The sequence below is a fragment of the Thermithiobacillus plumbiphilus genome (assembly GCF_038070005.1).
Classification (GTDB): Bacteria; Pseudomonadota; Gammaproteobacteria; order Acidithiobacillales; family Thermithiobacillaceae; genus JBBPCO01.
This window is the reverse complement of sequence record NZ_JBBPCO010000006.1, coordinates 108,261-134,164: the sequence shown is the minus strand read 5'-3', so window position 1 is coordinate 134,164 and position 25,904 is coordinate 108,261. Positions and strand designations below refer to the sequence as shown.

Genomic DNA, 25,904 nt, shown 5'->3' with positions numbered 1-25,904 from the left:
CTTCCGGATGCCCATCTTGCCTACCGGCACAAAACTCCACCGCGTTGCGACCCTGTTGCTTGGCCCGTTACATGCCTTGGTCCGCACTGTCATTGTCGTAATTGGCGAGCAGGGCAAGCTTTGCTCCATTTCCCACCGCTCGGCAATATCCGAGCTCAAGCGATCAAAAACAATATTGCTCCCGAAAGAACAAGTGCTGCAGAAAAGTTTACAATAGCACACCAGTAGATGATGCACTCTGTGCATGAACATGCGAATTTGTATTTCAAGGAAAATTGCTTTCATGCAAAATCACTGTTCTGTAACAGTGCACTGATCTGCTGCGCCGGCACAGGCCGGCTGACGAGATAGCCCTGGATGGCATCACAGCCATGGGCACGCAGAAAATCAGCCTGCGCCCTGTGCTCCACGCCCTCGGCGATCACCTGCAGATTCAGGTTGTGTGCCAGCGCAATGATTGTCTTGGCAATGGCGGCATCCTTGGAATTATCTGGCAACTCATTGACAAAAGAACGGTCGATCTTGAGGCTGTCAATGGGAAAGTTCTTCAAATAAGCCAGCGACGAATAACCGGTGCCAAAGTCATCCATGGCGAGCGAAATGCCCATGGACTTGAGCTGCTTGAGCGTATCGACCACCTGTCCCGGATTCGCCATGACCATGCTTTCGGTGATTTCCAGCGCCAGGAATTTCGCCGGGAGCCCGCTGGCGCGCAGGATTTCCCCGATTCGGCCGGCCAGGTTTTCCTGTTGAAACTGGCGGGCGGAAAGATTCACCGCAACCCTCAATGGCAATCCCATTCTTTGCCAGGCGACGGCCTGTCGACAGGCACTGCTCAGCACCCATTCACCGACAGGCAGGATCAAGCCGGTCTCTTCCAGGACTGGTATGAAATCCAGGGGTGAAACCAGCCCAAGTTCCGGGCTTTCCCAGCGCAGCAACGCTTCCACGCCAAAGATGGCATTACTGTGCAGATCAAGCTTGGGCTGGTAGTGCAGCACGTATTCGCCACGCTCCAGCGCACGTCTCAGCCGGTTTTCCAATTGCAGGCGATTATCCGCGCGTGCATTCATTTCCGCTGCATAGAATTGCAGGTTGTTACGGCCCAGTTCCTTGGCCCGGTACATGGCGGTATCGGCGTTCTTGAGCAGGGTCTGGCAGTCTGCGCTATCGAAGGGGTAAATGGCGATGCCGATACTGGTGTTCACAAACAGTTCGCGGCCATCCACCGCGAAAGGTTCTCGGAAGCAGTCCAGAATGCGCTGGGCAGCGAAGGTAGCTTCTTCCACAGTGGTCAGATCCTCCAGCAACAGAGTGAATTCATCACCACCCATGCGCGCGACAGTTTCCGATTGCCGCATGCTGGCCTGCAGCCGCTGGGCAACCGCCTGGATGAGCTGGTCGCCATGAGCATGCCCGAGGCTGTCATTGATGACCTTGAAGCGATCCAGATCCAGAAACAACACGGCAAGCAAGCGTTCATGCCGCTCGGCTCTGGCCATGGCCTGGCGGAGTTGATCCTGAAAATAGCTGCGATTCGGCAGCTTGGTCAGGGCATCTTGCTGACTCAGACGCAGCAAGGCGTTCTGGGCTTCCTGCCTGGCTATTTCAAGTGCGGTTTCGCGGCGCAGGCTGAGCCGGTAAATAAAAAAATCACCCATGATCAACAGGCTGAACAGGAGAAATGGCAGACGGATGAGATGAAACCAGTCTTTCCAGACCTTGCCTACGGGCATTGAGACGAAAGCCGCCATCGGATAATGCGGCAGGCGCGAAAAGGCGCCAAAGCGATAGGTGCTCTTGATATCCGCCAGACCAATATAGGTACCACGCACCTGCCTGGGTGTTTTCTCCAGAGCGGCCGTGAGCGGCCCTTTTTTGGAATGCTGGTACATGTCCTCTGGTATACCCAGATCCGGCCAGCGGCTTTGCAGATAATAATCATCACGTATGAGGCCGATCGCCGTATCACTGGGCAATTCCAGATGGCGCCAGATGGCCTGCTGGTTTTTTAACAGGATGGTCACTACCAGGAAATGCTGCAGTCGACCTTGCGCATCGCGTACCGGGTACAGTAGCGGCATGACCCACTGCTTCAATATTGCGCTCTTGATGGGCGGAACGATCTGCAGGTCACTTTTCTGCTGCGCCTTACGGAAGTCTTCCCAGAAATAAGCTGGCTGTCGAGAGCGGGGCAGAGGCTTGCCTGCCGGCACGCGAGAACTGAGGAGAATCTGGCCTTGTGTGCTGACCACGTTCACAGTGGCAATGTCTGGGTTGAGCTGTTGAAAGCGGGTCAGCAAGTCATGAGCATAGGCAGGGCTTCGCATAGCCTGATGTTCCTGCAGATCCTGCCCCAGCAGTTCCAGCGCCACGGCATAATGATCGAAAAATTGCTCAGAGGACTTGGCGGTGAAGTCACTGAGATGCAAAAGCTGTTCGAGCGTGCGCTCCTTGGCCAGAAACCAGGCATATATCCCGTAAGCCAGCATCGCCACCAATAACAGCGCGCTCATCAGCCGAAAGGCTTGCGATAGCGGGTGGTTACCCAAGAACTTCTTTGACGCCATGACCTATCCGATGAAAACCTTTGAATGCAAATCAGCGGATCAGCCCCGGAGGAGCCGATCCGCTGTATAAATAGGCTATTGATAAATAAATAGGCTATTGATAAGAAAACGGTATGTTTTCTCCGGCTGCTTACCTGGCAAGCGACTGCGGACGCAACTCCTCGGGCTTGGCGCGGACAAAGCCGTATTTGGCGTAAGCATCCTGAGCCGCCGCTGTGGCCAGGAAGGCCAGGTATTGCATGGCGGTGTCCTGATGCGCCCCTGTTTTCAGCGGTCCTATCGCATAAGCCACTTCATTGACCAGGCTGTCAGCAGGCGGTAATGCAATACCTTCCACCCTGGCGCCATGTCGCACGGCTTCCAGTACTTCGGTCTTCCAGACGATACCGGCATCCGCCCTATCATCCTGGATGCGCTCCGGCGTTTCACGATGATGCACCGCCGTGAACCAGTTATTCGGGGTGGTCTGGCAGGATTGGCATTCCTTGCCGCCGGAGATCCTGTCCCAGATGCCGTGACGCTCCAGCACCGGTTTGGCATAGAACTTCATGATGCCTTCGGTGAGCGGGTTGGGCATGGAGGTGCGCACATCCGGGCGTGCCAGATCATCGATGCCCTGGATGTGCTTGGGATTGCCCTTGGCCACCATGATCTGCAATTCGTTGTGCATGTAGATCATGTATTGATCCATCAGTCCTGCTTTTTTGAGCGCCTTGAGGTGGCCAATGTTGACAGAGCCGTACAGATCCGGCTGGCCGGGATAATCCTTGCCCTGATAACGCCAGCCGCCAGCCTGAATGGCCTTCAGAATCAACCCCGGTGGCAGGGTGATGACACCGACATTGATGTCGGGATGCTGCTTCTGGAAGCTGCGCACCACGTCTTCCATGGCGAAAAACTGATTGCCCGCCAGCCATAGCGTCAGATCCGCATCCTGCGGCATGCGATCCATCGCCGCGCTGCCCTTGAGCAGCTTGCCATCGGCGTAAAACAGGCGTAGGTCGTTGTCCTTGTTTTTGGGGACGGCGACGTAGGCGGTCGGGCTGGTCATATTTGCACCCTGTGTATCGCTCGCGGATTTATTGTCGTTTTCGGTGCTGGCGCAGCCAAGCAGCAGGCTGGCCGCCAGACCCAGGGAAATCAGCGAGAAAGGGATTTTGACCATGATTTCTCCTTTTATGAGCTTGTGTGGAATGCCTGGGCAAGGCCTGAACCGCCCCTTCATACCAATAGCAACGAGTGTGCCACTTGAAGAATGCGGAGTTTTCAGGCTTTTTCTGGCCATTGATCCGGCACTTTTGCATTCTGCAATCTTTCATCTTACAAAATGCAATCCTGTCCCGCCTTGGCGGCCTGACGAGGCGAAGACCTTGGCTAAATGCCTGGTTTCTGAGGTAAAATGATTTTTTCGGTTGATGAGGGCTCTAGCAGCCGGACGGGAAATGCATGAACACGATCTATGATGTCATCGTTGTCGGCGGCGGACATGCCGGCGTGGAGGCGGCCCTGGCTGCGGCGCGCCTGGGGGTGCGCACGCTGCTCCTGACCCAGAATCTCGACACCATCGGTCAGATGTCCTGCAATCCCGCCATCGGTGGCATCGGCAAGGGCCATCTCGTGAAAGAGATCGATGCGCTCGGCGGCATCATGGCGCGCGCCACGGACCAGGGCGGCATCCAGTTTCGCATCCTCAATGCCAGCAAGGGACCGGCGGTACGCGCCACCCGCGCCCAGGCCGATCGGGTGCTTTACAAGCGCGCCGTGCGCCAGTTGGTCGAGGCCGAACAGGGGCTGGATCTCTTCCAGGGGGCCGTGGGTGACCTGCTGATGGCGGGCGATCAGCTTGCCGGCGTGATGCTGGAAAGCGGCATCCCGATCCATGCCCGCCAGGTGGTGCTGACCACCGGCACCTTTCTCGGTGGCATCATCCACATCGGGGACGTCAAGCAGTCCGGCGGACGCATGGGCGATGCCCCCAGCAATGCCCTGGCCCGGCGCCTGCGCGAGATGGCTTTTCCGATCGGGCGCCTCAAGACCGGCACGCCGCCGCGCATCGATGGGCGCAGCATCGATTACAGCGGGCTCGAAGCCCAGCCCGGTGATACGCCGCCACCACCGTTTTCTTTTCTGAGCGAGCGCGTGACGGTGCCGCAGGTGCCCTGCCACATCAGCTACACCAATGCCCGCACGCACGAAATCATCACCGAGAACCTGCACCGCTCGGCCATGTACGGCGGCCACATCGAGGGCGTGGGGCCGCGCTACTGTCCGTCCATTGAGGACAAGATCGTGCGCTTTGCCGACAAGGCCGCGCACCAGATCTTTCTCGAACCCGAGGGCCTGGATACCTTCGAGGTCTATCCCAATGGCATCTCCACCAGTCTGCCCTTCGATGTCCAGGTGGACCTGGTGCGCAGCATGAAGGGGCTCGAAAACGCCCGCATCCTGCGCCCGGGCTATGCCATCGAATATGATTATCTCGACCCGCGCGACCTGCACCTGACACTCGAAAGCAAGCGCCTGCCGGGACTTTTCTGCGCCGGCCAGATCAACGGCACCACCGGCTATGAGGAGGCCGCCGCCCAGGGTCTGCTGGCCGGGCTGAATGCCGCGCGCCGCGCCCGCGAGTTGCCTGGCTGGTATCCGCGCCGCGACGAGGCCTATCTCGGCGTGCTGGTGGACGACCTGGTCAGCAAGGGTACCGACGAGCCCTACCGCATGTTCACCAGCCGCGCCGAGTACCGCCTGCAGCTGCGCGAAGACAATGCCGACCTGCGCCTGACGCCCATCGGTCGCGAGCTGGGTCTGGTCGATGACGCGCGTTTCAGCCGCTTCGAGGCCAAGCGTGCGGCGATCGAAGCGGAACAGGCGCGGCTACGCACCACCCGCCTGCATCCCGGCCAGGTCTCGCCTGAGCAGGCCGAGGCCGTGCTCGGCCAGCCGCTGTCGCGGGATTTTTCCCTGCTGGAGCTGCTGCGCCGCCCCGGCGTGAATTATATTGATCTCTTGCATCTGGCGGGCATTGCCGATCCCGTCGAAGACTCCAAGGTCGCCGAGCAGGTCGAGATCCAGGCCAAATACGCGGGCTACATCGAGCGCCAGCAGGAAGAGATTGCCCGTAGCCGGCGCTGGGAGGAACTGCCGCTGCCGCAGGATCTCGATTTTCGTGAGCTCTCCGGGCTCTCGGCGGAAATCGTCCAAAAGCTGGAGAAATTCCGTCCCGACACGCTCGGCCAGGCCAGCCGCATCAGTGGCGTGACACCCGCGGCCGTGAGCCTATTGCTGGTGCACCTGAAAAAGCGCAGCGCATGAAAAAACCCGCCGGTCAAGGCGGGTTTGTCCGGGAAGGTCCGAGTTCAATAGCTGAGCGGATACTGATAGGGATAGCCAGACTGTTGGCGCTGATCCTTTTCGCGCCCGTGGATGTAACCGCCCGCGCCACCCACGACCGCACCGGTGATGGCGGCACTATTGCCCTGATTACCCGTGGCATTGCCGATCAGGGCCCCAGTGGCGGCGCCAATCGCGGCACCCGCCGCCGCCTCGCCATAGGCGTGACTGCCAGCAATGGTGGGGTTTTGCCAGTTATTGCCCGTGCTGGCGCAGCCACCCAGGGCGAGGGCCGACACGGCGGCAAGCAGGCTTAGTCGAAACGAAGAGATCTTCATGACAGATTCCTTGAACGGTGTTGAGTGATGGCCAAACTCTTGATACAGATAACGAAATTAGGCCGATGGCGTTGACTGACGAGAAGGCGAAGCTGCATGGAGAGGGGTGACATTCTGGAGCAGGAGCTGCGCGCAGGCCTGAAGGCCCTGGGCCAGCAGGACCTGAATGATCAGCAGGTTCAGCAGCTGGTTGCTTACATCGGGCTGCTCGCGCGCTGGAACCGCGCCTATAATCTCACCGCCGTGCGCGAGCCACGGGCCATGGTCGAACGCCATCTGCTCGACAGCCTCGGAGTGCGGCCATATCTCTGTGGCCAGCGCATTCTGGATGTCGGCACCGGCGCGGGCCTGCCCGGCATCCCCTTGGCCATTGCCGAGCCTGGGCGACACTTCATCCTGCTCGATAGTTTGGGTAAACGCATGGTCTTCCTGCAGCAGGTGCTGCTCGAACTGAAGCTGGAGAATGTCACCCTGGTGCAGGCGCGCGTCGAAGCCTATCAGCCGGTCGAACCAGTGGACTGCATCCTGTCTCGTGCCTTTGCCAACTTTGCGGACTTCATGAAAGCCATCGATCACCTGCTCCTGCCCGGCACCACGGTGCTGGCCATGAAGGGACCGGCCGCGGAAACCGAGCTGGCAGCCTGGCAAGCGCAGCACCCCAACCAGTCCGCGCCACAGTTGATATCGCTCACGATTCCCGGCGCCGGGGAGCAGCGATCCCTGCTGTGCTGGCGGCAATCCTGGGACAGATCATCCCCCTAGCCCGGCAGCAGCGAATCGGCTATGCTTGATGCCATTTTGGGCCGGACCAGAATCGAAGCTTGCCGGGCGAAGGAAAATCATGCGGATCATTGCCATAGCCAACCAGAAGGGCGGGGTCGGCAAAACGACCAGTGCCGTCAATCTGGCTGCGGGCCTTGCGCTGGCCGGGAAGCGGGTATTGCTCGTTGATCTCGATCCCCAGGGCAATGCCACCATGGGGCTGGGCGTCAACAAGAACGCCCTGACCCATACCATCTATCAGGTCCTGGTCGATCAGATTCCGCTCTCGGGGGTCCTGCATCCGGTATCCCCGGCCGGGCTGCAGCTCGCGCCTGCCAACGCCGAGCTATCCGGCGCCGAGGTGGAGCTGGTGGACCAGACCGGCCGCGACCAGCGCCTGCGTGAGGCGCTGGCCACCCAGGCGCAAGCCTTTGACTATGCGCTCATCGACTGTCCGCCGGCGCTCAACATGCTAACCGTGAACGCCCTGGTCGCTGCCCACTCGGTCATGATCCCGATGCAGTGCGAATACTATGCCCTGGAAGGTCTGACCCAGCTTCTGGCCACCATCCGCCGGGTGCGCAGCCAGTTCAACCCGGATCTGGCGCTCGGAGGCCTGCTGCGGACCATGTTCGATCCGCGCAACCGGCTCGCCAACGAAGTCGCCGCCGAACTGGAAAGACACTTTCCGGACAAGCTCTACCAGACCGTGGTGCCACGCAATGTCCGGCTCGCGGAGGCGCCCAGTCATGGCCGCGCGGTGATGGAATATGATCGCCAGTGCGCCGGCACTCAGGCATACCTTGGCCTGACCCGGGAGTTTCTGCGCCGGGAGGAAGGTTGATGAAAAAGTCTGGATTGGGTCGCGGTCTCGATGCCCTGTTGGGCGACAGCGCGGCTGCCGGTGCCCGGGAAGAGCTGCGACATATTCCGCTGGATCTGCTCAGCCCCGGCAAATACCAGCCGCGCACCCAGATGGACCCTGCCGCCCTGCAGGATCTGGCCGCCTCGATCCGCGCCCAGGGCGTCATGCAGCCGGTGGTTGCCCGGCCGGTCGGGCCGGACCGTTTTGAGATCGTGGCCGGCGAGCGACGCTGGCGGGCCGCCCAGATCGCGGGTCTGGAACGCATTCCGGCGCTGGTGCGCAGCATCCCCGACGAGCAGGCCATGGCCCTGGCCTTGATCGAGAACATCCAGCGCGAGGATCTCAATCCCATCGAGGAGGCCCAGGCCCTGAACCGCCTGCAGACCGAGTTCGGGCTTACGCACCAGCATCTCGCCGAGCAGGTGGGCCGCTCGCGCGCCAGCGTGACCAACATGCTGCGCCTGCTGCGCCTGCCCGCCAGCATTCGCGGTGGCCTGGAAACGGGCCAGCTCAGCATGGGTCATGCACGCAGCCTGCTGACCCTGCCGGAAGCGCTGCAGCTCAAGGTCGCCCAGCGGGTGATGGGCCGCGGCATGTCGGTGCGCGATACCGAGCGCCTGGTGCAACGGCTGCAGGGCGGAGATGCGCCACGCCAGCCGGCCAGCCATGACCCGAATCTGCGCAAGCTCGAGGAAGCCATGGCCAATGCACTGGGTGCGCGGGTGCGCATTTCGCAGCGCGGGCGCAAGGGCCGCATCAGCATCGAATATCACTCGCTGGATGAACTGGACGGCGTGCTGGCACGCCTGCAGATCGAGGTTTGACTTTTGTCGGGACCGAACTTTATACTCGCCGCGTTTGCACACCCCTGGGGAACAATAGGCCGCAGACACAATCGCGCCCGACCCATTGCCACCATACCGTTCTCATGACCAGTGCCCTGGATAAGTATCTTGCCAGGCTGGTGGCCTATGAGGTGCTGCTGATCGGGATCGTCGCGCTTGCCTACGGCATGTTCTGGGATCTTGCCCAGGCCAAGGCGGTTGCCTTTGCAGGGGGTGTGGTCATGATCAATACCCTTTTGCTCGGTACCCGGGTCCAGGGACTTGAGCAGGAAGGGGGAAATGTGCAGGCCCGCTTGCTTGGCGGGGCTGTGCAGCGTTTCGTCTTTACCCTGGCAAGCATGGCGCTCGCCTTCGGCTGGTTGAGATTGCCGGTAGCCGGCATTCTGACCGGACTGATCCTGGGGCATCTGATTTTTCTAGTGCACGCCGCGAGGGCAAAGAGCCCCGTGCAGAACCAATAATCGCTTGGAGACAGGTCGCATGAACGCATCTGAATACATATCCCATCACATAACGAACTGGACGGTCAGTCTGGATGGGACCAATGGTTTCATGTCACTCAATGTCGATTCGCTCATCATGGGCTGGATTACTGCGGCGATCCTGGTGTTTCTTGGCATCCTGGCGGGGCGGCGTCTGGAAACCGGTGTGCCCGGCGGCCTGCAGAATTTCCTCGAAACCATCATCGATTTCGTCGATGGCGTCGTAAAAGACAGCTTTCCCGGCCGCAACGACCTGGTCGCTCCGCTCGCCATGACGGTGTTCATGTGGGTCTTCCTGATGAACATCTTCGATGTCTTTCCGGCAGACCTCATTCCCGGCCTGGCAGGGTTTCTTGGCACCTCGCATTTCCGTCCAACCGCCACGACCGATCTCAATACCACCATGGGTATTGCCCTGACGATCTTCGGACTGGTCATCTACACCAATATTCAGGTCAAGGGAGCAGGTTTCTTCAAGGAATTCCTGTACCATCCCTTCGGCAAGTACCTCATGCCCTTCAACATCATCATGAAGATCATCGAAGAGATCGCAAAGCCCCTGAGCCTTGGGCTGCGACTTTTCGGCAACATGTTTGCCGGTGAACTGGTCTTCCTGCTGATCGCACTCTTGCCGGTATACATCAACTTTGTGCCGGGTGTGGTGTGGTCGGGCTTCGAGCTGCTGGTGATCACCCTGCAGGCTTTCGTCTTCATGGTTCTGACCGTGGTATATCTCGCCATGGCCAGCACTGAAGAAGAACACCACTGATTTTCTTTTCAATCATGTAACTCAAGGAGCAAAGCATGAATCCCGAAGTTTATATTGTCGCCGCCACTGCCATCGCTGTAGGTCTGATCCTCGCTGCTGCCGGTCTCGGTTCCGCCCTGGGCTGGGGTCTGATCTCCGCCAAGACCATCGAAGGCATCACCCGTCAGCCGGAAATGCGCGCGCAGTTGATGACCAACACCTTCATTTTCGCCGGTCTGATGGAATCCTTCCCCTTCATCGTGCTGGCCATGGCCATGTGGTTCGTGTTCGGTAACCCCTTCCTGGCCGCCATCCGCTAAGAACCCTGGGCAGCTAGCCGGCCCCGGCTATCCGGGGCCGTGAGGAAAATCGGAGCGAGGCATGAATATAAATTTGACCCTGGTCGGCCAGATGATCACCTTCATCCTGCTGATCATTTTGATGCGCAAGTATCTCTATGGCCCACTCAGCGCTGCCATGGCTGCCCGCCGCCAGAAGATTGCGGAAGGCCTGGAGGCTGCCGAGCGCGGCAAGAGCGAGCAGCACCTGGCTGAGCGCCGCGCCGCTGAGGTTCTGAACGAAGCCAAGCAGCGCGCCACCGAGATCGTCGCTGCTGCCGAGAAGCGCGGCAACGAAGTCCGCGAGGAAGCCAAGGCCGTCGCCCGGCAGGAAGCCGAACAGATCGTGGCAGCCGCGCGGGCAGAAGTGGAGCAGGAATACAATCGCGCCCGGGAAGAGTTGCGCACCCGTGTGTCCCAGCTTGCCGTGGAAGGTGCCGAGCGCATCCTTGGCAGGGAAATTGATCCAAAGGCGCATGCGCAGATACTGGAGCGCATGGTCGCCCAGATCTAGGAGTAGGGAATGGCAGAACTCACCACCTTGGCCCGACCCTATGCCGTAGCCGCCTACCAGTTCGCCAGCGAAGCCGGCGAACTGCCGGTCTGGGAAAAGGCGCTGGGATTTCTTGCGACGGTGGCGCGCGATCCGGCCGCTGAAGCGTTTCTTATCAACCCCGAAGTCGAACAGGCCAGCAAGCTTGCCTTTCTACGGGATCTCGGTGGGGATCTGCTGACCCCGAAGATTCATAACTTTCTGGCCTTGTTGCTCGAAAATGATCGCATCGAACTACTGCCGGAGATTCAGCATCTTTTCGAAACCTCGCTTCGCAGCTCGGCAGGGCAGATCGAGGTGGAGGTAAGCAGCGCGGTCGATCTGAACGAAAGCCAGGTCAAGGCTCTCAAAGAAGCCTTGAAGCGCAGACTGGGGCGAGAGGTCATCCTTGAGACCCGGCTGGATCCGCAGCTGATCGGCGGCATGATCGTCCGTGCCGGCGATCTGGTGATTGATGGATCCGTCCGAGGCCAGCTGGACCAGCTCGCCAATACCTTACGCAGTTAAATGAGGGAAGCAAAATGCAGCAATTGAACCCTTCGGAAATTAGTGAACTGATCAAAGCAAAAATTGCTTCCTTCGAAACGCGGACGGAAGCGCGCACTCAGGGGACGGTGATCAGCCTCAATGACGGCATCATCCGCGTACACGGCCTGGGTGATGTGATGCAGGGCGAGATGCTTGAGCTCCCCGGCGGTCTGTTCGCCCTGGCCCTGAACCTCGAGCGTGACAACGTCGGCGCGGTGGTGCTGGGTGACTACAGTGGCATCAATGAGGGTGATCCGGTCAAGACCACCGGCAAGGTCATGGAAGTGCCCGTGGGCCCGGCCCTGATTGGCCGCGTCGTGAACACCCTGGGCCAGCCCATCGACGGCAAGGGCCCCATCAACACCAGCGTGACTGCCACCCTGGAAAAAATCGCGCCGGGCGTGATTTCCCGTAAAAGCGTGGACCAGCCGCTGCAGACCGGCGTGAAGGCCATCGACGCCATGGTGCCCGTTGGCCGCGGCCAGCGCGAACTGATCATCGGCGACCGCCAGACCGGCAAGACCGCCGTTGCCGTGGACGCCATCATCAACCAGAAGGGCACCGGCGTCATCTGCATCTATGTCGCCATTGGCCAGAAGGCCTCCTCGGTGGCTTCCGTGGTGCGCCGTCTGGAAGAGCATGGCGCCATGGATCACACCATCGTGGTGGCGGCCAGTGCCTCTGAATCCGCCGCACTGCAGTATCTGGCTCCCTATTCCGGCTGCGCCATGGGCGAATACTTCCGCGACCGTGGTGAAGACGCCCTGATCGTCTATGACGATCTGACCAAGCAGGCCTGGGCCTATCGCCAGATCTCGCTGCTGTTGCGTCGCCCCCCTGGCCGCGAAGCCTATCCCGGCGACGTGTTCTATCTGCATTCCCGCCTGCTGGAGCGCGCTGCCCGGGTGAATGCTGAGTTCGTGGAGCGGATGACCCATGGTGAGGTCAAGGGCAAGACCGGCTCGCTGACGGCCCTGCCGATCATTGAGACCCAGGCTGGTGACGTGTCCGCCTTCGTGCCGACCAACGTGATCTCGATCACGGATGGCCAGATCTATCTGGAAACCGATCTGTTCAATGCCGGTATCCGTCCGGCCATCAATGCCGGTCTGTCGGTATCGCGCGTCGGTGGCGCGGCCCAGACCAAGATCATCAAGAAGCTCGGCGGCGGTATCCGTCTGGATCTGGCGCAGTACCGCGAGCTGGCGGCCTTTGCCCAGTTCGCTTCCGATCTCGACGAGACCACGCGCAAGCAGATCGAACGCGGCAAGCGCGTGACCGAGCTCCTGAAACAGGACCAGTATTCGCCGATGAGCGTCGCCGAAATGGCGGTCTCGCTGTTCGCGGCCAACAGTGGCGCCATTGATGATGTCCCGGTCGACAAGACCCGTGACTTCGAGCGCGCGCTGCAGGGCTACGTCAAGTCCAACCATGCGGACCTGCTCGCAGCGATCAATGCCAAGCCTGATCTGACCGACGAGGCCAAATCGCAAATGGAAACGGTCATCAAGCAGTTCAAGGCGAACAGCGCCTACTAGGAGGTCCCGTGGCCGGAAGCAAGGAAATTCGTTCGCAGATCCGCAGCGTAAAGAATACGCAGAAGATCACGCGGGCAATGGAAATGGTGGCAGCCAGCAAGATGCGCCGTGCCCAGGAACGCATGCGGGCCGCAAGGCCCTATGCCGAAAAGATCCGGCAGGTGATCGGTCATCTGGCGGCGGCGCATCCGGAATACCGCCATCCCTTCATGGAAGAGCGCGCCGTCAAGCGCGCCGGCGTGATCATCATTACCTCCGACAAGGGACTGGCGGGCGCGCTGAATACCAACGTGCTCAAGGCGGCCCTTGGCGAGATCCGCCAGCTGCAGGGGGCGGGTGCCGAGATAGACCTTGCGGTCATCGGCAACAAGGGCCTGGGATTCTTCCGGCGCTATGGTGGCAATCTGGTCGCTGAGCTCAATGGCGTGGGCGACAGCCCGAGCCTGCAGCAGATCATCGGGCCGGTAAAGGTGATGCTGGATGCCTACAAGGATGGGCGGATCGATCGCCTGTACCTGATCTCGGCCAAGTTCATCAACACCATGACCCAGCGGGCCACGGTGGAACAGCTGCTGCCGATTCAGGCAGCCAGCATGCCGGAACGCACTGCTCCCTGGGATTACCTGTATGAGCCCGATCCGGCACCCGTGCTGGAGACGCTGCTGAGCCGCTATGTCGAGGCCGTGGTCTATCAGGGCATGACCGAGCACGCTGCCAGCGAGCAGAGTGCGCGCATGGTCGCCATGAAGAGCGCCTCGGATAATGCCAAGAAGCTGATCGGCGAACTGCAACTGGTCTACAACAAGGCCAGGCAGGCGGCGATCACCCAGGAAATTTCCGAGATCAGCGCCGGCGCGGCGGCGGTCTAGCCGGGATCCAATTCAATTTGCAATGAGGAAAATGCAATGAGCGAAGCCGTAAATACCGTCAGCAGGACGGGCGAGATCGTTCAGATCATCGGACCGGTGGTCGACGTGGCGTTCCCGCGCGAAAGCGTGCCGAACGTGCTGGACGCGCTGCTGATCAAGGAAGGGGATCTGACCCTGGAAGTACAGCAGCAGTTGGGTGATGGCGTGGTCCGTACCATCGCCATGGGCCCCACGGAAGGTATGCGTCGCGGTCTGGCCGTGACCAATACCGGCCGGCCGATTTCCGTACCTGTCGGTACCGCCACCCTCGGGCGCATCATGGACGTGCTCGGCAATCCGATTGATGAAGCCGGTCCGGTGCAGACCGAGGAGCGTGCCTCCATTCACCGCAAGGCCCCTGCCTACGACGAGCTGGCGGCCAGCACGGAATTGCTCGAAACCGGCATCAAGGTGATCGACCTGATCGCGCCCTTCGCCAAGGGCGGTAAGGTCGGTCTGTTCGGTGGTGCGGGCGTGGGCAAGACCGTGAACATGATGGAGCTCATCCGTAACATCGCCATCGAGCACAGCGGCTACTCCGTGTTTGCCGGCGTGGGTGAGCGTACCCGCGAGGGCAACGACTTCTATCACGAAATGAAGGACTCCAACGTGCTCGACAAGGTGGCGCTGGTCTATGGCCAGATGAACGAGCCGCCTGGGAACCGTCTGCGCGTGGCCCTGACGGGTCTCACCATCGCTGAACATTTCCGCGATGAGGGCCGTGACGTGCTGCTCTTCATCGACAACATCTACCGCTATACCCTGGCTGGCACCGAAGTGTCCGCGCTGCTGGGCCGTATGCCTTCGGCCGTGGGCTACCAGCCGACACTGGCGGAGGAAATGGGTCAGTTGCAGGAGCGCATCACCTCGACCAAGACCGGCTCCATCACCTCGATCCAGGCCGTGTACGTGCCTGCCGACGACTTGACCGATCCGTCTCCGGCGACCACCTTCGCCCACCTCGATGCCACCGTGGTGTTGAGCCGCCAGATCGCCGAACTCGGCATCTATCCGGCCGTGGATCCGCTGGATTCCAACAGCCGTCAGCTCGATCCGAACGTCGTTGGCGCGGAACACTATGATACCGCCCGCATGGTGCAGCGGACCTTGCAGCGTTACCGCGAACTGCAGGACATCATTGCGATTCTGGGCATGGACGAGCTTTCCGAAGACGACAAGCTCACCGTGTCGCGCGCCCGCAAGATCCAGCGTTTCCTGTCCCAGCCCTTCTTCGTGGCGGAAGTGTTCACCGGCGCGCCGGGCAAGTTCGTGTCCCTGAAAGAGACCATCCGTGGTTTCCGTGGCATTGCCAATGGCGAATACGATCATCTGCCGGAGCAGGCTTTCTACATGGTCGGCACCATTGATGAAGCGGTGGAGAAGGCCAAGAAGATTGCAGGCGCTGCTTAAGGAGAGGTTATGGCAATGACGATTCGGGTCGATGTCGTGAGTGCGGAGCAAAGCATCTACGAGGGCACGGCCGAGATGGTCGTGGTGCCTGGCGAGATGGGCGAGATCGGTGTCCTGCCCCGGCACGCGCCATTGTTGACCCGCCTGCGGGCCGGTGAAGTCCGTATCCGTAACGGGGAGCATGTCGAGTACCTGTTCGTGTCGGGCGGCATCGTCGAAATCCAGCCGCATGTGGTCACCATCCTGTCGGATACGGCCGAACGTGCCAGCGATCTCGACGAGGCCAAGGCCCTGGAAGCCAAGCAAAGGGCTGAAGAGCGCATGGCCGGACAGTTGAGCGACATTGATTACGCCAGAGCACAGGCTGATATCGCGGAACAGATCGCCCGCCTGCGGACCATTCACCGGCTGCGTGAAAAAGGTCTTCTGCCCAACCGCCACTGACCCATGCACCACCCAGAAAACGTGTTGGCAGGTTACATTTGGGGCTCCCGCAAGGGGGCCCTTTTTATTCATCCGGAGGCATCGTGAAAGAAGCTAATTCACTGGAAGTGGTCATCCTGGCTGCCGGGCAGGGCACCCGCATGCGTTCGCAGCTTCCCAAGGTGCTGCACAGGCTCGGCGGCAAGCCCCTGCTCGGGCATGTCATCGATGCGGCCCGGGCGCTTGGACCTGCGGCCATCCGCATCGTGTTCGGGCATGGCGGCGAGCAGGTCTGTGCCGCACTGCCATCGGCAGACCTGCACTGGGTGAGGCAGGAAGCCCAGCTTGGCACCGGCCATGCCGTGCAGATGGCACAGCCCCACTGTGCGGACGCGGGACAGGTGCTGGTGCTCTATGGCGACGTGCCTCTGCTGCAGGCGGATACCCTGCGGGCCTTCATGCAGTCCGTGCCCGAGCATGGCATGGGGCTGATGACCGTGCGGCTGGCAGATCCCACCGGATATGGCCGGGTGATCCGGGATGCGGCGGGTGCCGTCATGCGCATCGTCGAGGAAAAGGATGCCTCGCCGGAAGAAAAATCGGTGGGCGAGGTGAATACCGGCATCATGCTCCTGCCCGGAAAGCGGCTGGGTTCATGGCTTGAACGGCTCGGCAACGACAATGCCCAGGGGGAGTATTACCTCACGGACGTCGTATCGCTGGCGCGCGAAGATGGCGTTGAGGTGCAGGCCTTTGCCGTCGCTGATCCGGCCGAGGTGGCGGGCGTGAACAACAAGGTACAGCTCGCCGAGCTGGAGCGGGCTTTCCAGGCGCGCCAGGCCCGGGCACTCATGCTAGCCGGCGTGCTGGTCACGGATCCGGCGCGGCTGGATATCCGTGGCGAGATCGAGATCGCGCCGGATACCCTGCTGGAACCCAATGTGATGCTTGAAGGGAGGGTGCGGATTGGCGCCAACTGCGTGATCGGCATGGGTTGTGTACTGCGTGACGTGGAACTCGGGGATGGGGTGGAGGTGCTGCCTTATTCGGTAATGGAAGGCGCGCGCATCGCGGACCGGGTGCGGATTGGACCCTTTGCCCGCATCCGCCCCGGCACAACGCTTGCCGAGGGCGTGCATATCGGCAACTATGTCGAGGTCAAGGCCTCCGCCATTGGCCGGGGTAGCAAGGTCAATCACCTCAGTTATATCGGCGATGCCGAAATCGGCAACGGTGTGAATGTCGGAGCGGGTGCGATCACCTGTAACTATGACGGCGCCAACAAGCACAAGACCATCATCGAGGATGATGTGTTCATTGGTAGTGATACCCAATTGGTGGCGCCCGTGCGGGTGGCGCAGGGGGCGACCATCGGCGCGGGCAGCACCATCACCCATGATGCGCCTGCTGGCGAATTGACCCTGAGTCGCCCCCCGCAGCGAACCCGCACCGGCTGGAAGCGACCGACCAAGAAATCCGGATAGCATTGTCGGCAGGCTTGCCGGAAGAGCCGGGCTGGGCTATCTACGCATAAGTTGCACGAGAGAGAAAAAATCATGTGCGGTATCGTTGGCGCAATTGCAAAACGTAATGTCGTTCCCATTCTGCTGGAAGGCCTGCACCGGCTGGAGTATCGCGGCTATGACTCGGCCGGGGTGGCAGTTGCTCGCGGCACGGAACTGAACCGGATGCGGCGACTGGGCAAGGTTTCGGTGCTGGAGGAGGCGGTGCAGGCGGCCGAGCTGAATGGCCATTCCGGCATTGCCCATACGCGCTGGGCCACCCATGGGGTGCCAAGCGAATGCAATGCCCACCCGCACATGGCGGGTGAGCGGATTGCCGTGGTGCACAATGGCATCATCGAGAACTACAAGCCGCTGCGCCAGATGCTGGAAGCCGAGGGCGCGGTGTTCGAGTCGCAGACCGACACCGAAGTGGTGCCGCACCTGATCCAGCGCGGCCTGCGCCAGGGCTTGAGCCTGTGGGAGGCCTTTCGCGCGGCAGTGGCCCAGCTCGAAGGCGCATACGCGCTGGTGGTGCTGGATCAGGAAAACCCGGATCGCCTGCTTGCCGCCCGCAAGGGCAGCCCGCTGCTGCTGGGCGTGGGCGTCGGCGAGCGTTTCCTGGCCTCCGACCCGTCGGCCCTGATTCCGGTCACGAGTCAGCTCGTGGACCTCGAAAATGGCGACATGGTCGAGCTCAGCGCCGATCAGCACCAGATCTTCAATCGCGATGGGCAGCCGGTACAGCGAGCCCTGCGCATCAGCCAGCTCGACCCGACCAGCGTGTCGCGTGGCGAATATCGCCATTACATGCAAAAGGAGATCTTCGAGCAGCCCATGGCCCTGGGGCGCACCTTGCAGGGGCGTCTGCCGCTGGACGACGCCCCCCTTGCCCTGGGCGAGAAAACGATGAGCCTGCTGGCCAATGCGCGCGCCATCCGTATCCTGGCCTGTGGCACGAGCTATCACGCGGGCCTGACCGCGGCTTACTGGTTCGAGTCGCTGTGCCGGCTGCCCTGCCGGGTGGAGGTGGCCAGCGAGTTTCGCTATCGTGATTCCTATCCGATGCCAAATGAGCTGGTGATCGCCATTTCCCAGAGCGGCGAGACTGCCGATACCCTGGCGGCGGTGCATGATGCCCGCGAGCGGGGCTTCGATGGCGTGCTGGCGATCTGCAATGTCGATGAGAGCAGCCTGGCGCGCGCGGCGGATGCGGTGCTGCTGACCCGCGCCGGCCCCGAGATCGGGGTGGCGAGCACCAAGGCCTTCACCACGCAACTGGCGGCACTCGCGCTGACGGTGCTGGCTCTGGCCGAGCGGGAGGGTGTACGGAGCGACATGCGTCAGGCGCTGTTGCGGCTGCCGACTCAGGTCGAGGAAATTCTTGCCATGGACTCAGCCATCGAGGAACTGGCAGCGGCCTTTGCCGATAAGCATCACGCGCTGTTCCTCGGCCGTGGCGTACATTATCCGATCGCGCTGGAAGGCGCACTCAAGCTCAAGGAGATCAGCTATATCCATGCCGAGGGCTATCCTGCCGGCGAGCTGAAGCACGGGCCGCTGGCGCTGGTGAACGAGGAGATGCCGGTGGTGGCGGTGGCACCGAACGACAGCCTGCTGGAGAAGCTGCGCTCCAACCTGGAGGAAGTGCGTGCGCGTGGCGGGCAGCTCTTTGTATTTGGCGAGGATGGCGCGGTGGATCACGGCGGGGGCATGCGCTTTCACAGCATGCCCGCCTGCCATCCCTTCATTTCCCCCATACTCTATGTGCTGCCCTTGCAGATGCTGTCCTATCATGTGGCCGTATTGAAGGGAACAGATGTCGACCGGCCACGCAACCTGGCCAAGAGTGTCACCGTGGAATGAACGCCTGAAACGAAACGGCTGGTGGAGAATCCGCCAGCCGTTTTCCTTCGTTAGCTAGGCTCAAGCCCGTATCGCTCAGACCTTGGAAGCCTCTTCGGGATCGACCAGGGGCTTGTTCTTGATCCGGTTCACCCCGATCAGGCCCATCGCCAGGCGCTCGTAGAAGGGTTCGGCCACCCCGCTTTTCATCTTGCGCATGAAATACTTCTCGAAGGCGATCTTGGCCAGGTGTACCCATTTTCCCTTGCGAAACCAGTTGACGTTGCGCGGCGGGATCTGCGGCAAAGCCACGAAGGCCGCCCCGGTATCGCCCATGTCGGCAAAGCAGACCGCGTTCCAGGTGGCCTCGGCCTTTTCCGGTCGGCCTTCGAGTTCGGCCTTGAGATTGCGTACCACCGCCGTGCCCATGCTCTCGATCATGAAGCCTGTTTTTGGCGCGCCGGTGGGGACCGGGGTAGCCTCGACGGGCGGGATGGCAATGCAGACGCCAATGGAAAAGATGTTGGGGTACTTGGGGCTGCGCTGATGCTTGTCGACGATGACGAAACCGCGCGGATTGCACAGGCCTTCCACCGCCGCCACCGGATCGACGCCCTTGAAGGCGGGCAGGATCATCGAATAGGCAAAGGGCAGTTCATGCTGCTTCTGAATCTCGCCCTGGGGGTTGAGCTCATCGACGAACATCTTGCCGGCTTCGACCTTGGTGATCCTGGCGTTGGTGATCCAGTTGATGTGGCGGTTGCGCAGCTCGCTTTCCATCAGGCCCTTGCTGTCACCCACTCCACCCAGTCCCAGATGGCCGATATAGGGCTCCGAGGTGACATAGGTCATGGGCACGCGGTCGCGGATGCGGCGTGAACGCATGTCCTTGTCCATGATGAAGGCATGCTCATAGGCTGGGCCAAAGCAACTGGCAAAAGGTGCGGCACCGACGATCACCGGTCCCGGATTCCTGCAGAATTCCTCGTAGGCGGCATAGGCCTGCTCGGCGTGATGGGTCACGCAGATGGACTGGGTGTGGCCGCCGTCCGGCCCAAGCCCTGGCACTTCCTCGAAGGCGAGCTTGGGACCGGTGGCGATGACGAGATAGTCGTAGTTGACGGTCTTGCCGCTTTGCAGCGAGAGCCGGTTTTCCGTGGCGGCGATCTCGGTGACGGTATCGTGGATGAAGTGGATGTCCTTGCGCGCCAGGCGTGGAGCGATCTCGAAGCTGATGTCCTCGCGCTTGCGCCAGCCCACGCCTACCCAGGGGTTGGAGGGTACGAAGGAAAAGGTGCTGTGGGCATTGATGACGGTGACGCGATGCTGTCGGCCAAACTCGGCGCGCATTTCATAGGCCAGCGGCAGGCCGCCGGTCCCGGCGCCGATGATGACGATATGTGCCATTTCAGACTCCTCGGAAGGGGGAGCAGAGGGCTGAAGCCCTCCACCCTGGATGGAATTAGAAGCTGGCCTGTACCTGCAAGTATAGACCGTTTTGATCCTGCTTGGTTGCTATCTGTCCCAAGCCGGCATAGGCCGCTACCAGCGCCAGGTTCTTGTTGGGAAAGTAGGCAATGAAGCCGTCATAGGCGTCGTTCTCGGCAAGTCCTGCGGACTTGAGATTGTCCGGCTTCATCCGGTATTCGGCGCCGAGCACGGTCTGATCGTTGAGAAAGAGCCCCGCGCTCCCTTCGAACTGGGCCTCGTAGCTGTCGTTGTCCGGCCCGCCAAAGCCGAGCAGGCCGAACCAGTTGGCCTTGGTGGCGCGTACCGTGCCATTGAGGAGCAGCTTCTTGCCACCAACAGGATAGACATTGGTGGCGGCAAGATAGAAATCCGTGCCGCTGTCATCCCTGGCGCCCAGGGCCCGGACCAGATCACCGTTGCTGTTTTGCTTGTACTGCACGCCCAGGGCGATTTGCGGGATCATGCCGTTCATGCCCAGGAGCTTGAACTTGGCGCCAAACACGTTCTGCTGGATTTCCGAGGTGCCGGTGGCGGTCTGAAGTGATTCCGGCAGGCCCAGGTAATGGTGCGCATAGGAGATTTCCGCCAGGTGGCCGAAGCTGGCCGCAGCCCCTACGCTGTGGATGTCGAAGTTGCCAGTGGTTATGAAGGTATAGGATGCCGTCCCACCCATGGATTGCTTGGGATCGTCACCGGCCAGCAGGGCCCATGGCACGATGCCACCGCCGCCCGCGCCTTCGATCTGGGTAACAGCGGCCATGCCCAGGTTGCTCGTGCCCAACAGGATGACGCTCGCCAAACAGGATTTCAATGTACGCATTTTTTTCCTCCTCAGAAAAGTGCAAATCTGATTAGCATCTTCTGTGCCAAATCGTAAGCATTTGAAATATAGTGAGATTTTTAATATATAAAATAATGTACTAGACTTTGTAGATGATTTGTCATGTCATGGCGGCATGACATCTGACAATCTGTCATGGAGGGTCCCATGCCCCGGCTTCCCGTTTTCATGCAGTCGCTGATCGACGCCCAGGAGAACCCCTTCGTGCTCATCGATGCCGAGTACCGCATCGTGGCGGCCAATCGTGCCTACCGGGCGAGCTATGGCATCGAAGACGAGGAGCAGCTGATCGGGCGCTGTTGCCATGAGGTTTCCCATCATCTTGACAGCCCCTGTCATGCCCATGGCGAGGACTGCCCGCACCAGCAGGTATTCCAGACCGGTGTGGCGCATCAGGTGCTGCATACCCATTACGATCATCAGGGTCGGGCCGAGCACGTGCGCATCAAGGGGCATGTGATCGAGGGCCCGGCTGGCGAGCGTTATCTCGGCGAGGCCATCTTCCCGCTGGCCATGGCCCAGGACATGGATTGCGAGGAGATGCGCCTGATCGGTCGCTCACCGGCCTTTCTGCACGCCATAGAGCGACTGAGCCAGGCAGCGGCGAGCGGTGCCAGCGTGTTGCTGCTGGGCGAGAGCGGCGTGGGCAAGGAGCTTGCCGCGCATTTCGTGCATGCCCAGAGTCCCCGCGCCGGGCGCGGCTTTCTTGCGGTGGATTGCGCATCGATCAGCGAGGCACTGTTCGAGAGCGAAATCTTCGGCCATGAGCGCGGTGCCTTCACTGGATGCATCGGTCGCAAGCAGGGGCTTTTTGAACTGGCCGATGGTGGCACCCTGTTTCTGGATGAGGTGGGCGAGATCCCGCTGGCCATGCAGGCCAAGTTGCTGCGGGTGCTTGAAACGGGAGAATTCCGCCGGGTCGGCGGGCGTGAGATCCTGCGGGCTGACGTGCGGGTGGTGGCGGCCACCAACCGGGATCTGCGCCAGATGGTGAGTGAGGGGCGTTTTCGCGAGGATCTTTATTATCGGCTGGCCTGTATCACGGTGCCGCTGCCCAGCCTGCGCGAACGGCGCAGCGATATCCCGGCGCTGGCCGAGGCGTTGCTGGCGCGGCTCACGGCCGGCAGCGGGCGGCGTTATTATCTGACCGGTGATGCCCTGGTAAGTCTTGGCAGACATGACTTTCCCGGGAATATCCGCGAGCTGCGCAACATCCTCCAGCGCGCCGCCGCCCTGGCGCGCAATGGCGCCATTGGCGCCGAGGACCTCGACCTGCCGATGCCGGCTGCGGCCGGGCCGACCCCGCAGGGTGTCGTCGCCAGTCTGCCTGCCATGCCGCTGCGCGAGATGGAGCTTGCCGCCTTGCAGGAACTGCTGGCACGTTTCGAAGGCAATCGCCGTCAGGTCGCCGATGCCCTGGGTGTCAGCGAGCGCACGGTGTACCGAAAGCTGCGACAATATAAGCTGGCCTGATGCGCATTGGCCCATAATGGCGCGCACAAGGGGGTGCTGATCGCCTGCAAGCATCTGTCTTGAGAAAACAACGAGAAGGGAGTCCTGCAATGAATCATTCGCAAGAGCCGCCTGCCCCGCCTGCGTCACTCAAGCCCGCGCGCATCACCGTTCTGCTGAATGCCAAGGCTGGCGCCCGCAATAAGGAGATCATCCAGCAACGCCTGCAAGCGCTCTGCCAGGCGCGCGCCATCGAGCCTGAAATCCACCTGCTGCGCCGGGGGGATGCCATATTCTGGGCCGCGCGCCAGGCCCAGCGCGCGGGAAGTGATCTGGTGGTGGCCGGCGGCGGTGATGGCACTATCAATGCCGCCGCCACAGCGCTGATAGGCACCGGAACCACACTCGGGGTGCTGCCCCTGGGTACTTTCAACTACTTCGCCCGCAATCTCGGCATCCCGCTGGACCTGGAGGCGGCGGTTGACGTGCTGTTCACGGGCAGGCCACAGACCGTGAGCGTGGGTGAGGTCAATGGCCGCAACTTTCTCAACACGTCCAGCATCGGCCTGCATTCGCGCATCCTGGCCGAAGGCGAGCGCGTCAAGGCGCGATTCGGGCGGCGCCGCTGGGTGGCGGCGATTTCGACCGTGGTGACCCTGTTCAAGCGGCATCGTTACCTGCGCCTGCGTTTCGGGCTGGGTCCGGATGCGTCGACGGAAAAGATCCTGCTGGCTTTCCTGACCATCAGCCAGGCGCAGATCGGCCAGTTCGATCCCCGTGCCGCAGGCTGTCTGGACACCGGGCGCATGTGTCTTTATCTGATGCATCCGGTGGGTCGCTGGGGCATGTTGCGCCTGACCCTTAGCGCTCTGTTCCGGCGCCTGCACCAGGTCGATGGGCTGGAACTGCGCTGCATCGATGAAGCCTGGCTGGACACGCCCCGGCACAGCCTGCGCGTGACCCTCGATGGCGAAATCGTCAGTCTGGCGCCGCCATTGCATTACCGTTTGTTGCCAGATGCCCTCTCGGTGATGACGCCTGCTGAGCCCCACGATTCAGAGAATGGCTGATCCCTGTTCCTGCGGTTTACGTGCCGGTAAAGCCGCAAACTTCAGGTTTTCACTGGAAATAATCTGAAAACAGACTAATAAGTATTGAATCCGGACTTCTCCGGCCTTGTTGGACATAACAATTATTACATGTCAGAAACTTTCCCGCTCCTGCACTGGCATCTGGTGGTCGAACCGGATCTGCAGCGCCTGAGCTGCCTGCTCATGGAAACTGGCCAGGAGCTGGGTTGCCCGACCCTGCCGCTGGCCGAGCGGGTACTGGCCCTGATGCCCTTGTTGCGTGAGGAACTGCAAGGTCAGGGGCCACCTCTGGCGGTGCACCTGCTGGCTCAGGCACAGGGCTGTGTCCTGCGCTTTGGTGAGCCGGATCGGGTTTTCCGGCTCCTGGCGTTTATCCAGCCACCCGCGACTGAACAGCTGTCAGTCCTTCGGGAACGGCTGCGCCACAAGACCGAGCGCACCGACCCCGAACTCCTGCGTCGGCAGAACGAGGCCATCGCTGCCCGGCTGGAAGAAGCGCGTCAGCGTGCCGAACAGGAGCTGCGTGCCATGGAGCAGGTGCTTGAGAGCAAGCAGCGCGCGCTGAGCGAGACCCTGCACCGCGCGGAGCATGACGCCCTGACCGGTCTCTATAACCGCGGTGCCTTCGACCTGCATCTGGATCACGCCTTTCGCCGCGCCCGGCGTCAGCAGGAGCCATTGACGCTTCTTTTCCTTGATCTCGACATGTTCAAGCAGGTGAATGATACCCACGGACACGCCTACGGGGACCAGTGGCTCTGTCGCATGGCCGACACCATGCGCGCCGCGATCCGCCTGGACGTCGATGAGGCCTTCCGCTTTGGGGGCGACGAGTTCGCGTTGTTGATTTTCGCTGACAAGGGGATCGCCGAGCGCGCCGCAGGGCGCATATTGAGCGGCATGGATGGCCTGGTCAGTATTGGCATTGCAAGTCTCAGGGACAGCGACATCGATCCCAAGCAGTTCACGGCTCGTGCCGATGCCGCGCTCTACGAGGCCAAGCGCCAGGGTCGCGGACGTTACCGTCATGCGCCCTGAGCAGCCGCCAGTGCGGTTGCTGCTGCATCAGCCGACCGCGCCCGATGGCGATGGCATCCTGCTGCGCAGTCGGCTGCAGGCCGTGGGCCGGCGCATGGGGTTCGACGAGGTGCTGCGCGAGCGCTGCGTGCTGGTGGCCGCCGAGATGCTGAGCAACCAGATCAAGTACGCCGGCGGGCGCGGCTTCATCCAGATCTGGCAGACCGGTCCGCGCAGTCTGGATCTCTTTGCCCTGGATCATGGGCCGGGCATCGACAATCTCGCCTGGGCCCTGCAGGACGGCATGAGCAGCAAGGGCACACTGGGCAAGGGCCTGGGCAGCATTCAGCGCCTGGCCTCTCAGGCGGATTTCTTTTCCCTGACCGCAGCCCAGGCGCCGCAAAGCCCTTGGCAGGGCAGCGTGGTCTGGGCGCGTTTCTGCCCCGAAGGGAAGGACCGGCAAGCCGGGGAGGCGGACACCGGCATGCATCTGCGCGCCTATGGTGACGCCCGGGAAAATGGCGACGGCATCTGGCTGGAGCAGCAGGGGCCGGTGTATCGCTGGCTGCACATGGATGCCCTGGGCCACGGTCCGGAAGCGGACGCCGTGCGCCAGCGCGTGTTTGAGCACCTGGATCTGTCCCTGCCCTTTGAACGGGTGTTTGAGCACCTGGATCGTCTTTTGAAGGGGCCGCGGGGCGCGGTGCTGATGCTCTCGGAACTGGACACGCAGGCCCATGTGCTGCAGTTCGCCGGGGTTGGCGACATGAGTGCGCAGGTCCTGTGTGGCGGTACGGCGCGGCGCCTGGAACTGGCCGAGGGCGTGGTGGGACACCTGCATCGGAAGCTGCGCATCGAGCGGGTGGACTGCCCCCTCGGCGGTGCGGTGATCACCGCCAGTGACGGGTTGCGTAGTGGCTGGACGGCCAGTCTGCCGGGACTGGCCCGGCTGCGCGCACCGATGCAGGCCTTTTTGTTGGGCAATGTTTTCGGCCGATTGAACGATGATCAGTCGGTTTTCGTGATTCGCTGGTAAAGGGGTGGGGAG

The 25,904-nt window shown here is 61.4% G+C and carries 24 protein-coding genes; 19 read left to right on the top strand and 5 right to left on the bottom strand.

Annotated features, from left to right (window positions below):
* Positions 1 to 281: 281 nt before the first annotated feature.
* Together WOB96_RS07615 and WOB96_RS07610 are read right to left on the bottom strand one after the other, a co-directional pair.
* Entirely contained in the window at positions 282 to 2,570 is a 2,289-nt protein-coding gene (locus WOB96_RS07615; RefSeq protein ID WP_341370685.1) for a putative bifunctional diguanylate cyclase/phosphodiesterase, read from the bottom strand.
* Positions 2,571 to 2,700: 130 nt separating this feature from the next.
* Positions 2,701 to 3,735, bottom strand: a complete 1,035-nt coding sequence (locus WOB96_RS07610; RefSeq protein WP_341370684.1) for a molybdate ABC transporter substrate-binding protein — start codon at positions 3,733 to 3,735, stop codon at positions 2,701 to 2,703.
* Between the two features lie 281 nt (positions 3,736 to 4,016).
* On the opposite strand from WOB96_RS07610, the gene mnmG reads away from it, so the two are divergent.
* Entirely contained in the window at positions 4,017 to 5,882 is a 1,866-nt protein-coding gene (gene mnmG / locus WOB96_RS07605) for a tRNA uridine-5-carboxymethylaminomethyl(34) synthesis enzyme MnmG (protein WP_341370683.1), read from the top strand.
* 44 nt (positions 5,883 to 5,926) lie between these two features.
* Here mnmG and WOB96_RS07600 read toward each other — a convergent pair whose 3' ends face one another.
* Positions 5,927 to 6,238: a glycine zipper domain-containing protein gene (locus WOB96_RS07600; RefSeq protein ID WP_341370682.1), complete on the bottom strand. Its 312-nt coding sequence runs from the start codon at positions 6,236 to 6,238 to the stop codon at positions 5,927 to 5,929.
* Positions 6,239 to 6,334: 96 nt separating this feature from the next.
* Here WOB96_RS07600 and rsmG point away from each other — a divergent pair, with 96 nt between their 5' ends.
* The 14 genes from rsmG (at position 6,335) to glmS (ending at position 19,006) form a co-directional block, all read left to right on the top strand.
* Complete coding sequence (gene rsmG / locus WOB96_RS07595) at positions 6,335 to 7,000, top strand: 16S rRNA (guanine(527)-N(7))-methyltransferase RsmG (protein WP_341370681.1); 666 nt, start codon at positions 6,335 to 6,337, stop codon at positions 6,998 to 7,000.
* 79 nt (positions 7,001 to 7,079) lie between these two features.
* A complete protein-coding gene (locus tag WOB96_RS07590; RefSeq protein ID WP_479725479.1) occupies positions 7,080 to 7,844 on the top strand; it encodes a ParA family protein in 765 nt (254 codons plus the stop codon).
* Positions 7,844 to 8,689, top strand: a complete 846-nt coding sequence (locus WOB96_RS07585; protein WP_341370680.1) for a ParB/RepB/Spo0J family partition protein — start codon at positions 7,844 to 7,846, stop codon at positions 8,687 to 8,689. The genes WOB96_RS07590 and WOB96_RS07585 overlap by 1 nt, the downstream gene beginning before the upstream one ends.
* Before the next feature lie 104 nt (positions 8,690 to 8,793).
* Positions 8,794 to 9,171: an ATP synthase subunit I gene (locus tag WOB96_RS07580; protein WP_341370679.1), complete on the top strand. Its 378-nt coding sequence runs from the start codon at positions 8,794 to 8,796 to the stop codon at positions 9,169 to 9,171.
* A 19-nt stretch (positions 9,172 to 9,190) separates the two neighbouring features.
* Positions 9,191 to 9,961 (top strand): F0F1 ATP synthase subunit A, encoded by a 771-nt coding sequence (gene atpB / locus WOB96_RS07575; RefSeq protein WP_341370678.1) that lies wholly within the window; start codon positions 9,191 to 9,193, stop codon positions 9,959 to 9,961.
* Positions 9,962 to 9,996: 35 nt separating this feature from the next.
* Complete coding sequence (gene atpE, locus WOB96_RS07570) at positions 9,997 to 10,260, top strand: F0F1 ATP synthase subunit C (protein ID WP_341370677.1); 264 nt, start codon at positions 9,997 to 9,999, stop codon at positions 10,258 to 10,260.
* A 61-nt stretch (positions 10,261 to 10,321) separates the two neighbouring features.
* Positions 10,322 to 10,792, top strand: a complete 471-nt coding sequence (locus WOB96_RS07565; protein ID WP_341370676.1) for a F0F1 ATP synthase subunit B — start codon at positions 10,322 to 10,324, stop codon at positions 10,790 to 10,792.
* 9 nt (positions 10,793 to 10,801) lie between these two features.
* Positions 10,802 to 11,338, top strand: coding sequence for a F0F1 ATP synthase subunit delta (locus tag WOB96_RS07560; RefSeq protein ID WP_341370675.1), 537 nt, complete (start codon positions 10,802 to 10,804; stop codon positions 11,336 to 11,338).
* A 14-nt stretch (positions 11,339 to 11,352) separates the two neighbouring features.
* On the top strand, positions 11,353 to 12,897 hold the full coding sequence (gene atpA, locus WOB96_RS07555; RefSeq protein WP_341370674.1) for a F0F1 ATP synthase subunit alpha: 1,545 nt from the start codon (positions 11,353 to 11,355) through the stop codon (positions 12,895 to 12,897).
* An 8-nt stretch (positions 12,898 to 12,905) separates the two neighbouring features.
* Positions 12,906 to 13,766, top strand: coding sequence for a F0F1 ATP synthase subunit gamma (gene atpG, locus WOB96_RS07550; RefSeq protein WP_341370673.1), 861 nt, complete (start codon positions 12,906 to 12,908; stop codon positions 13,764 to 13,766).
* Between the two features lie 36 nt (positions 13,767 to 13,802).
* Complete coding sequence (atpD, locus tag WOB96_RS07545; protein WP_341370672.1) at positions 13,803 to 15,215, top strand: F0F1 ATP synthase subunit beta; 1,413 nt, start codon at positions 13,803 to 13,805, stop codon at positions 15,213 to 15,215.
* A gap of 9 nt (positions 15,216 to 15,224) precedes the next feature.
* Positions 15,225 to 15,659 (top strand): F0F1 ATP synthase subunit epsilon, encoded by a 435-nt coding sequence (locus WOB96_RS07540; protein ID WP_341370671.1) that lies wholly within the window; start codon positions 15,225 to 15,227, stop codon positions 15,657 to 15,659.
* A gap of 83 nt (positions 15,660 to 15,742) precedes the next feature.
* Positions 15,743 to 17,122: a bifunctional UDP-N-acetylglucosamine diphosphorylase/glucosamine-1-phosphate N-acetyltransferase GlmU gene (gene glmU, locus WOB96_RS07535; protein ID WP_341370670.1), complete on the top strand. Its 1,380-nt coding sequence runs from the start codon at positions 15,743 to 15,745 to the stop codon at positions 17,120 to 17,122.
* 72 nt (positions 17,123 to 17,194) lie between these two features.
* Complete coding sequence (glmS, locus tag WOB96_RS07530) at positions 17,195 to 19,006, top strand: glutamine--fructose-6-phosphate transaminase (isomerizing) (RefSeq protein WP_341370669.1); 1,812 nt, start codon at positions 17,195 to 17,197, stop codon at positions 19,004 to 19,006.
* Positions 19,007 to 19,081: 75 nt separating this feature from the next.
* Here glmS and WOB96_RS07525 read toward each other — a convergent pair whose 3' ends face one another.
* On the bottom strand, positions 19,082 to 20,392 hold the full coding sequence (locus WOB96_RS07525; RefSeq protein ID WP_341370668.1) for an NAD(P)/FAD-dependent oxidoreductase: 1,311 nt from the start codon (positions 20,390 to 20,392) through the stop codon (positions 19,082 to 19,084).
* Between the two features lie 55 nt (positions 20,393 to 20,447).
* Positions 20,448 to 21,275 carry a DUF3034 family protein gene (locus tag WOB96_RS07520; RefSeq protein WP_341370667.1) on the bottom strand — a complete coding sequence of 276 codons (828 nt, stop codon included), beginning with the start codon at positions 21,273 to 21,275 and terminating at the stop codon, positions 20,448 to 20,450.
* 168 nt (positions 21,276 to 21,443) lie between these two features.
* Between WOB96_RS07520 and WOB96_RS07515 the strand changes: the two genes are divergently transcribed.
* From WOB96_RS07515 to WOB96_RS07500, 4 genes are all read left to right on the top strand, one after another.
* Positions 21,444 to 22,769 (top strand): sigma-54 interaction domain-containing protein, encoded by a 1,326-nt coding sequence (locus WOB96_RS07515; RefSeq protein ID WP_341370666.1) that lies wholly within the window; start codon positions 21,444 to 21,446, stop codon positions 22,767 to 22,769.
* An 89-nt stretch (positions 22,770 to 22,858) separates the two neighbouring features.
* Complete coding sequence (locus tag WOB96_RS07510; RefSeq protein ID WP_341370665.1) at positions 22,859 to 23,818, top strand: diacylglycerol/lipid kinase family protein; 960 nt, start codon at positions 22,859 to 22,861, stop codon at positions 23,816 to 23,818.
* Between the two features lie 129 nt (positions 23,819 to 23,947).
* A complete protein-coding gene (locus tag WOB96_RS07505; protein ID WP_341370664.1) occupies positions 23,948 to 24,877 on the top strand; it encodes a GGDEF domain-containing protein in 930 nt (309 codons plus the stop codon).
* The gene (locus WOB96_RS07500; RefSeq protein WP_341370663.1) at positions 24,867 to 25,892 is read left to right on the top strand and encodes an ATP-binding protein; all 1,026 of its coding nucleotides are present in this window, start codon (positions 24,867 to 24,869) and stop codon (positions 25,890 to 25,892) included. Before WOB96_RS07505 ends, WOB96_RS07500 begins: the two co-directional genes overlap by 11 nt.
* Positions 25,893 to 25,904: the final 12 nt, after the last annotated feature.

What these genes read in the sequence shown, in the direction of transcription:
- WOB96_RS07615 (WP_341370685.1), bottom strand. Translation starts at nt 2,570, where the DNA reads ATGGCGTCAAAGAAGTTCTTGGGTAACCACCCGCTATCGCAAGCCTTT.
- WOB96_RS07610 (WP_341370684.1), bottom strand. Translation starts at nt 3,735, where the DNA reads ATGGTCAAAATCCCTTTCTCGCTGATTTCCCTGGGTCTGGCGGCCAGC.
- mnmG (WP_341370683.1), top strand. Translation starts at nt 4,017, where the DNA reads ATGAACACGATCTATGATGTCATCGTTGTCGGCGGCGGACATGCCGGC.
- WOB96_RS07600 (WP_341370682.1), bottom strand. Translation starts at nt 6,238, where the DNA reads ATGAAGATCTCTTCGTTTCGACTAAGCCTGCTTGCCGCCGTGTCGGCC.
- rsmG (WP_341370681.1), top strand. Translation starts at nt 6,335, where the DNA reads ATGGAGAGGGGTGACATTCTGGAGCAGGAGCTGCGCGCAGGCCTGAAG.
- WOB96_RS07590 (WP_479725479.1), top strand. Translation starts at nt 7,080, where the DNA reads ATGCGGATCATTGCCATAGCCAACCAGAAGGGCGGGGTCGGCAAAACG.
- WOB96_RS07585 (WP_341370680.1), top strand. Translation starts at nt 7,844, where the DNA reads ATGAAAAAGTCTGGATTGGGTCGCGGTCTCGATGCCCTGTTGGGCGAC.
- WOB96_RS07580 (WP_341370679.1), top strand. Translation starts at nt 8,794, where the DNA reads ATGACCAGTGCCCTGGATAAGTATCTTGCCAGGCTGGTGGCCTATGAG.
- atpB (WP_341370678.1), top strand. Translation starts at nt 9,191, where the DNA reads ATGAACGCATCTGAATACATATCCCATCACATAACGAACTGGACGGTC.
- atpE (WP_341370677.1), top strand. Translation starts at nt 9,997, where the DNA reads ATGAATCCCGAAGTTTATATTGTCGCCGCCACTGCCATCGCTGTAGGT.
- WOB96_RS07565 (WP_341370676.1), top strand. Translation starts at nt 10,322, where the DNA reads ATGAATATAAATTTGACCCTGGTCGGCCAGATGATCACCTTCATCCTG.
- WOB96_RS07560 (WP_341370675.1), top strand. Translation starts at nt 10,802, where the DNA reads ATGGCAGAACTCACCACCTTGGCCCGACCCTATGCCGTAGCCGCCTAC.
- atpA (WP_341370674.1), top strand. Translation starts at nt 11,353, where the DNA reads ATGCAGCAATTGAACCCTTCGGAAATTAGTGAACTGATCAAAGCAAAA.
- atpD (WP_341370672.1), top strand. Translation starts at nt 13,803, where the DNA reads ATGAGCGAAGCCGTAAATACCGTCAGCAGGACGGGCGAGATCGTTCAG.
- WOB96_RS07540 (WP_341370671.1), top strand. Translation starts at nt 15,225, where the DNA reads ATGGCAATGACGATTCGGGTCGATGTCGTGAGTGCGGAGCAAAGCATC.
- glmS (WP_341370669.1), top strand. Translation starts at nt 17,195, where the DNA reads ATGTGCGGTATCGTTGGCGCAATTGCAAAACGTAATGTCGTTCCCATT.
- WOB96_RS07525 (WP_341370668.1), bottom strand. Translation starts at nt 20,392, where the DNA reads ATGGCACATATCGTCATCATCGGCGCCGGGACCGGCGGCCTGCCGCTG.
- WOB96_RS07520 (WP_341370667.1), bottom strand. Translation starts at nt 21,275, where the DNA reads ATGCGTACATTGAAATCCTGTTTGGCGAGCGTCATCCTGTTGGGCACG.
- WOB96_RS07515 (WP_341370666.1), top strand. Translation starts at nt 21,444, where the DNA reads ATGCCCCGGCTTCCCGTTTTCATGCAGTCGCTGATCGACGCCCAGGAG.
- WOB96_RS07510 (WP_341370665.1), top strand. Translation starts at nt 22,859, where the DNA reads ATGAATCATTCGCAAGAGCCGCCTGCCCCGCCTGCGTCACTCAAGCCC.
- WOB96_RS07505 (WP_341370664.1), top strand. Translation starts at nt 23,948, where the DNA reads ATGTCAGAAACTTTCCCGCTCCTGCACTGGCATCTGGTGGTCGAACCG.
- WOB96_RS07500 (WP_341370663.1), top strand. Translation starts at nt 24,867, where the DNA reads ATGCGCCCTGAGCAGCCGCCAGTGCGGTTGCTGCTGCATCAGCCGACC.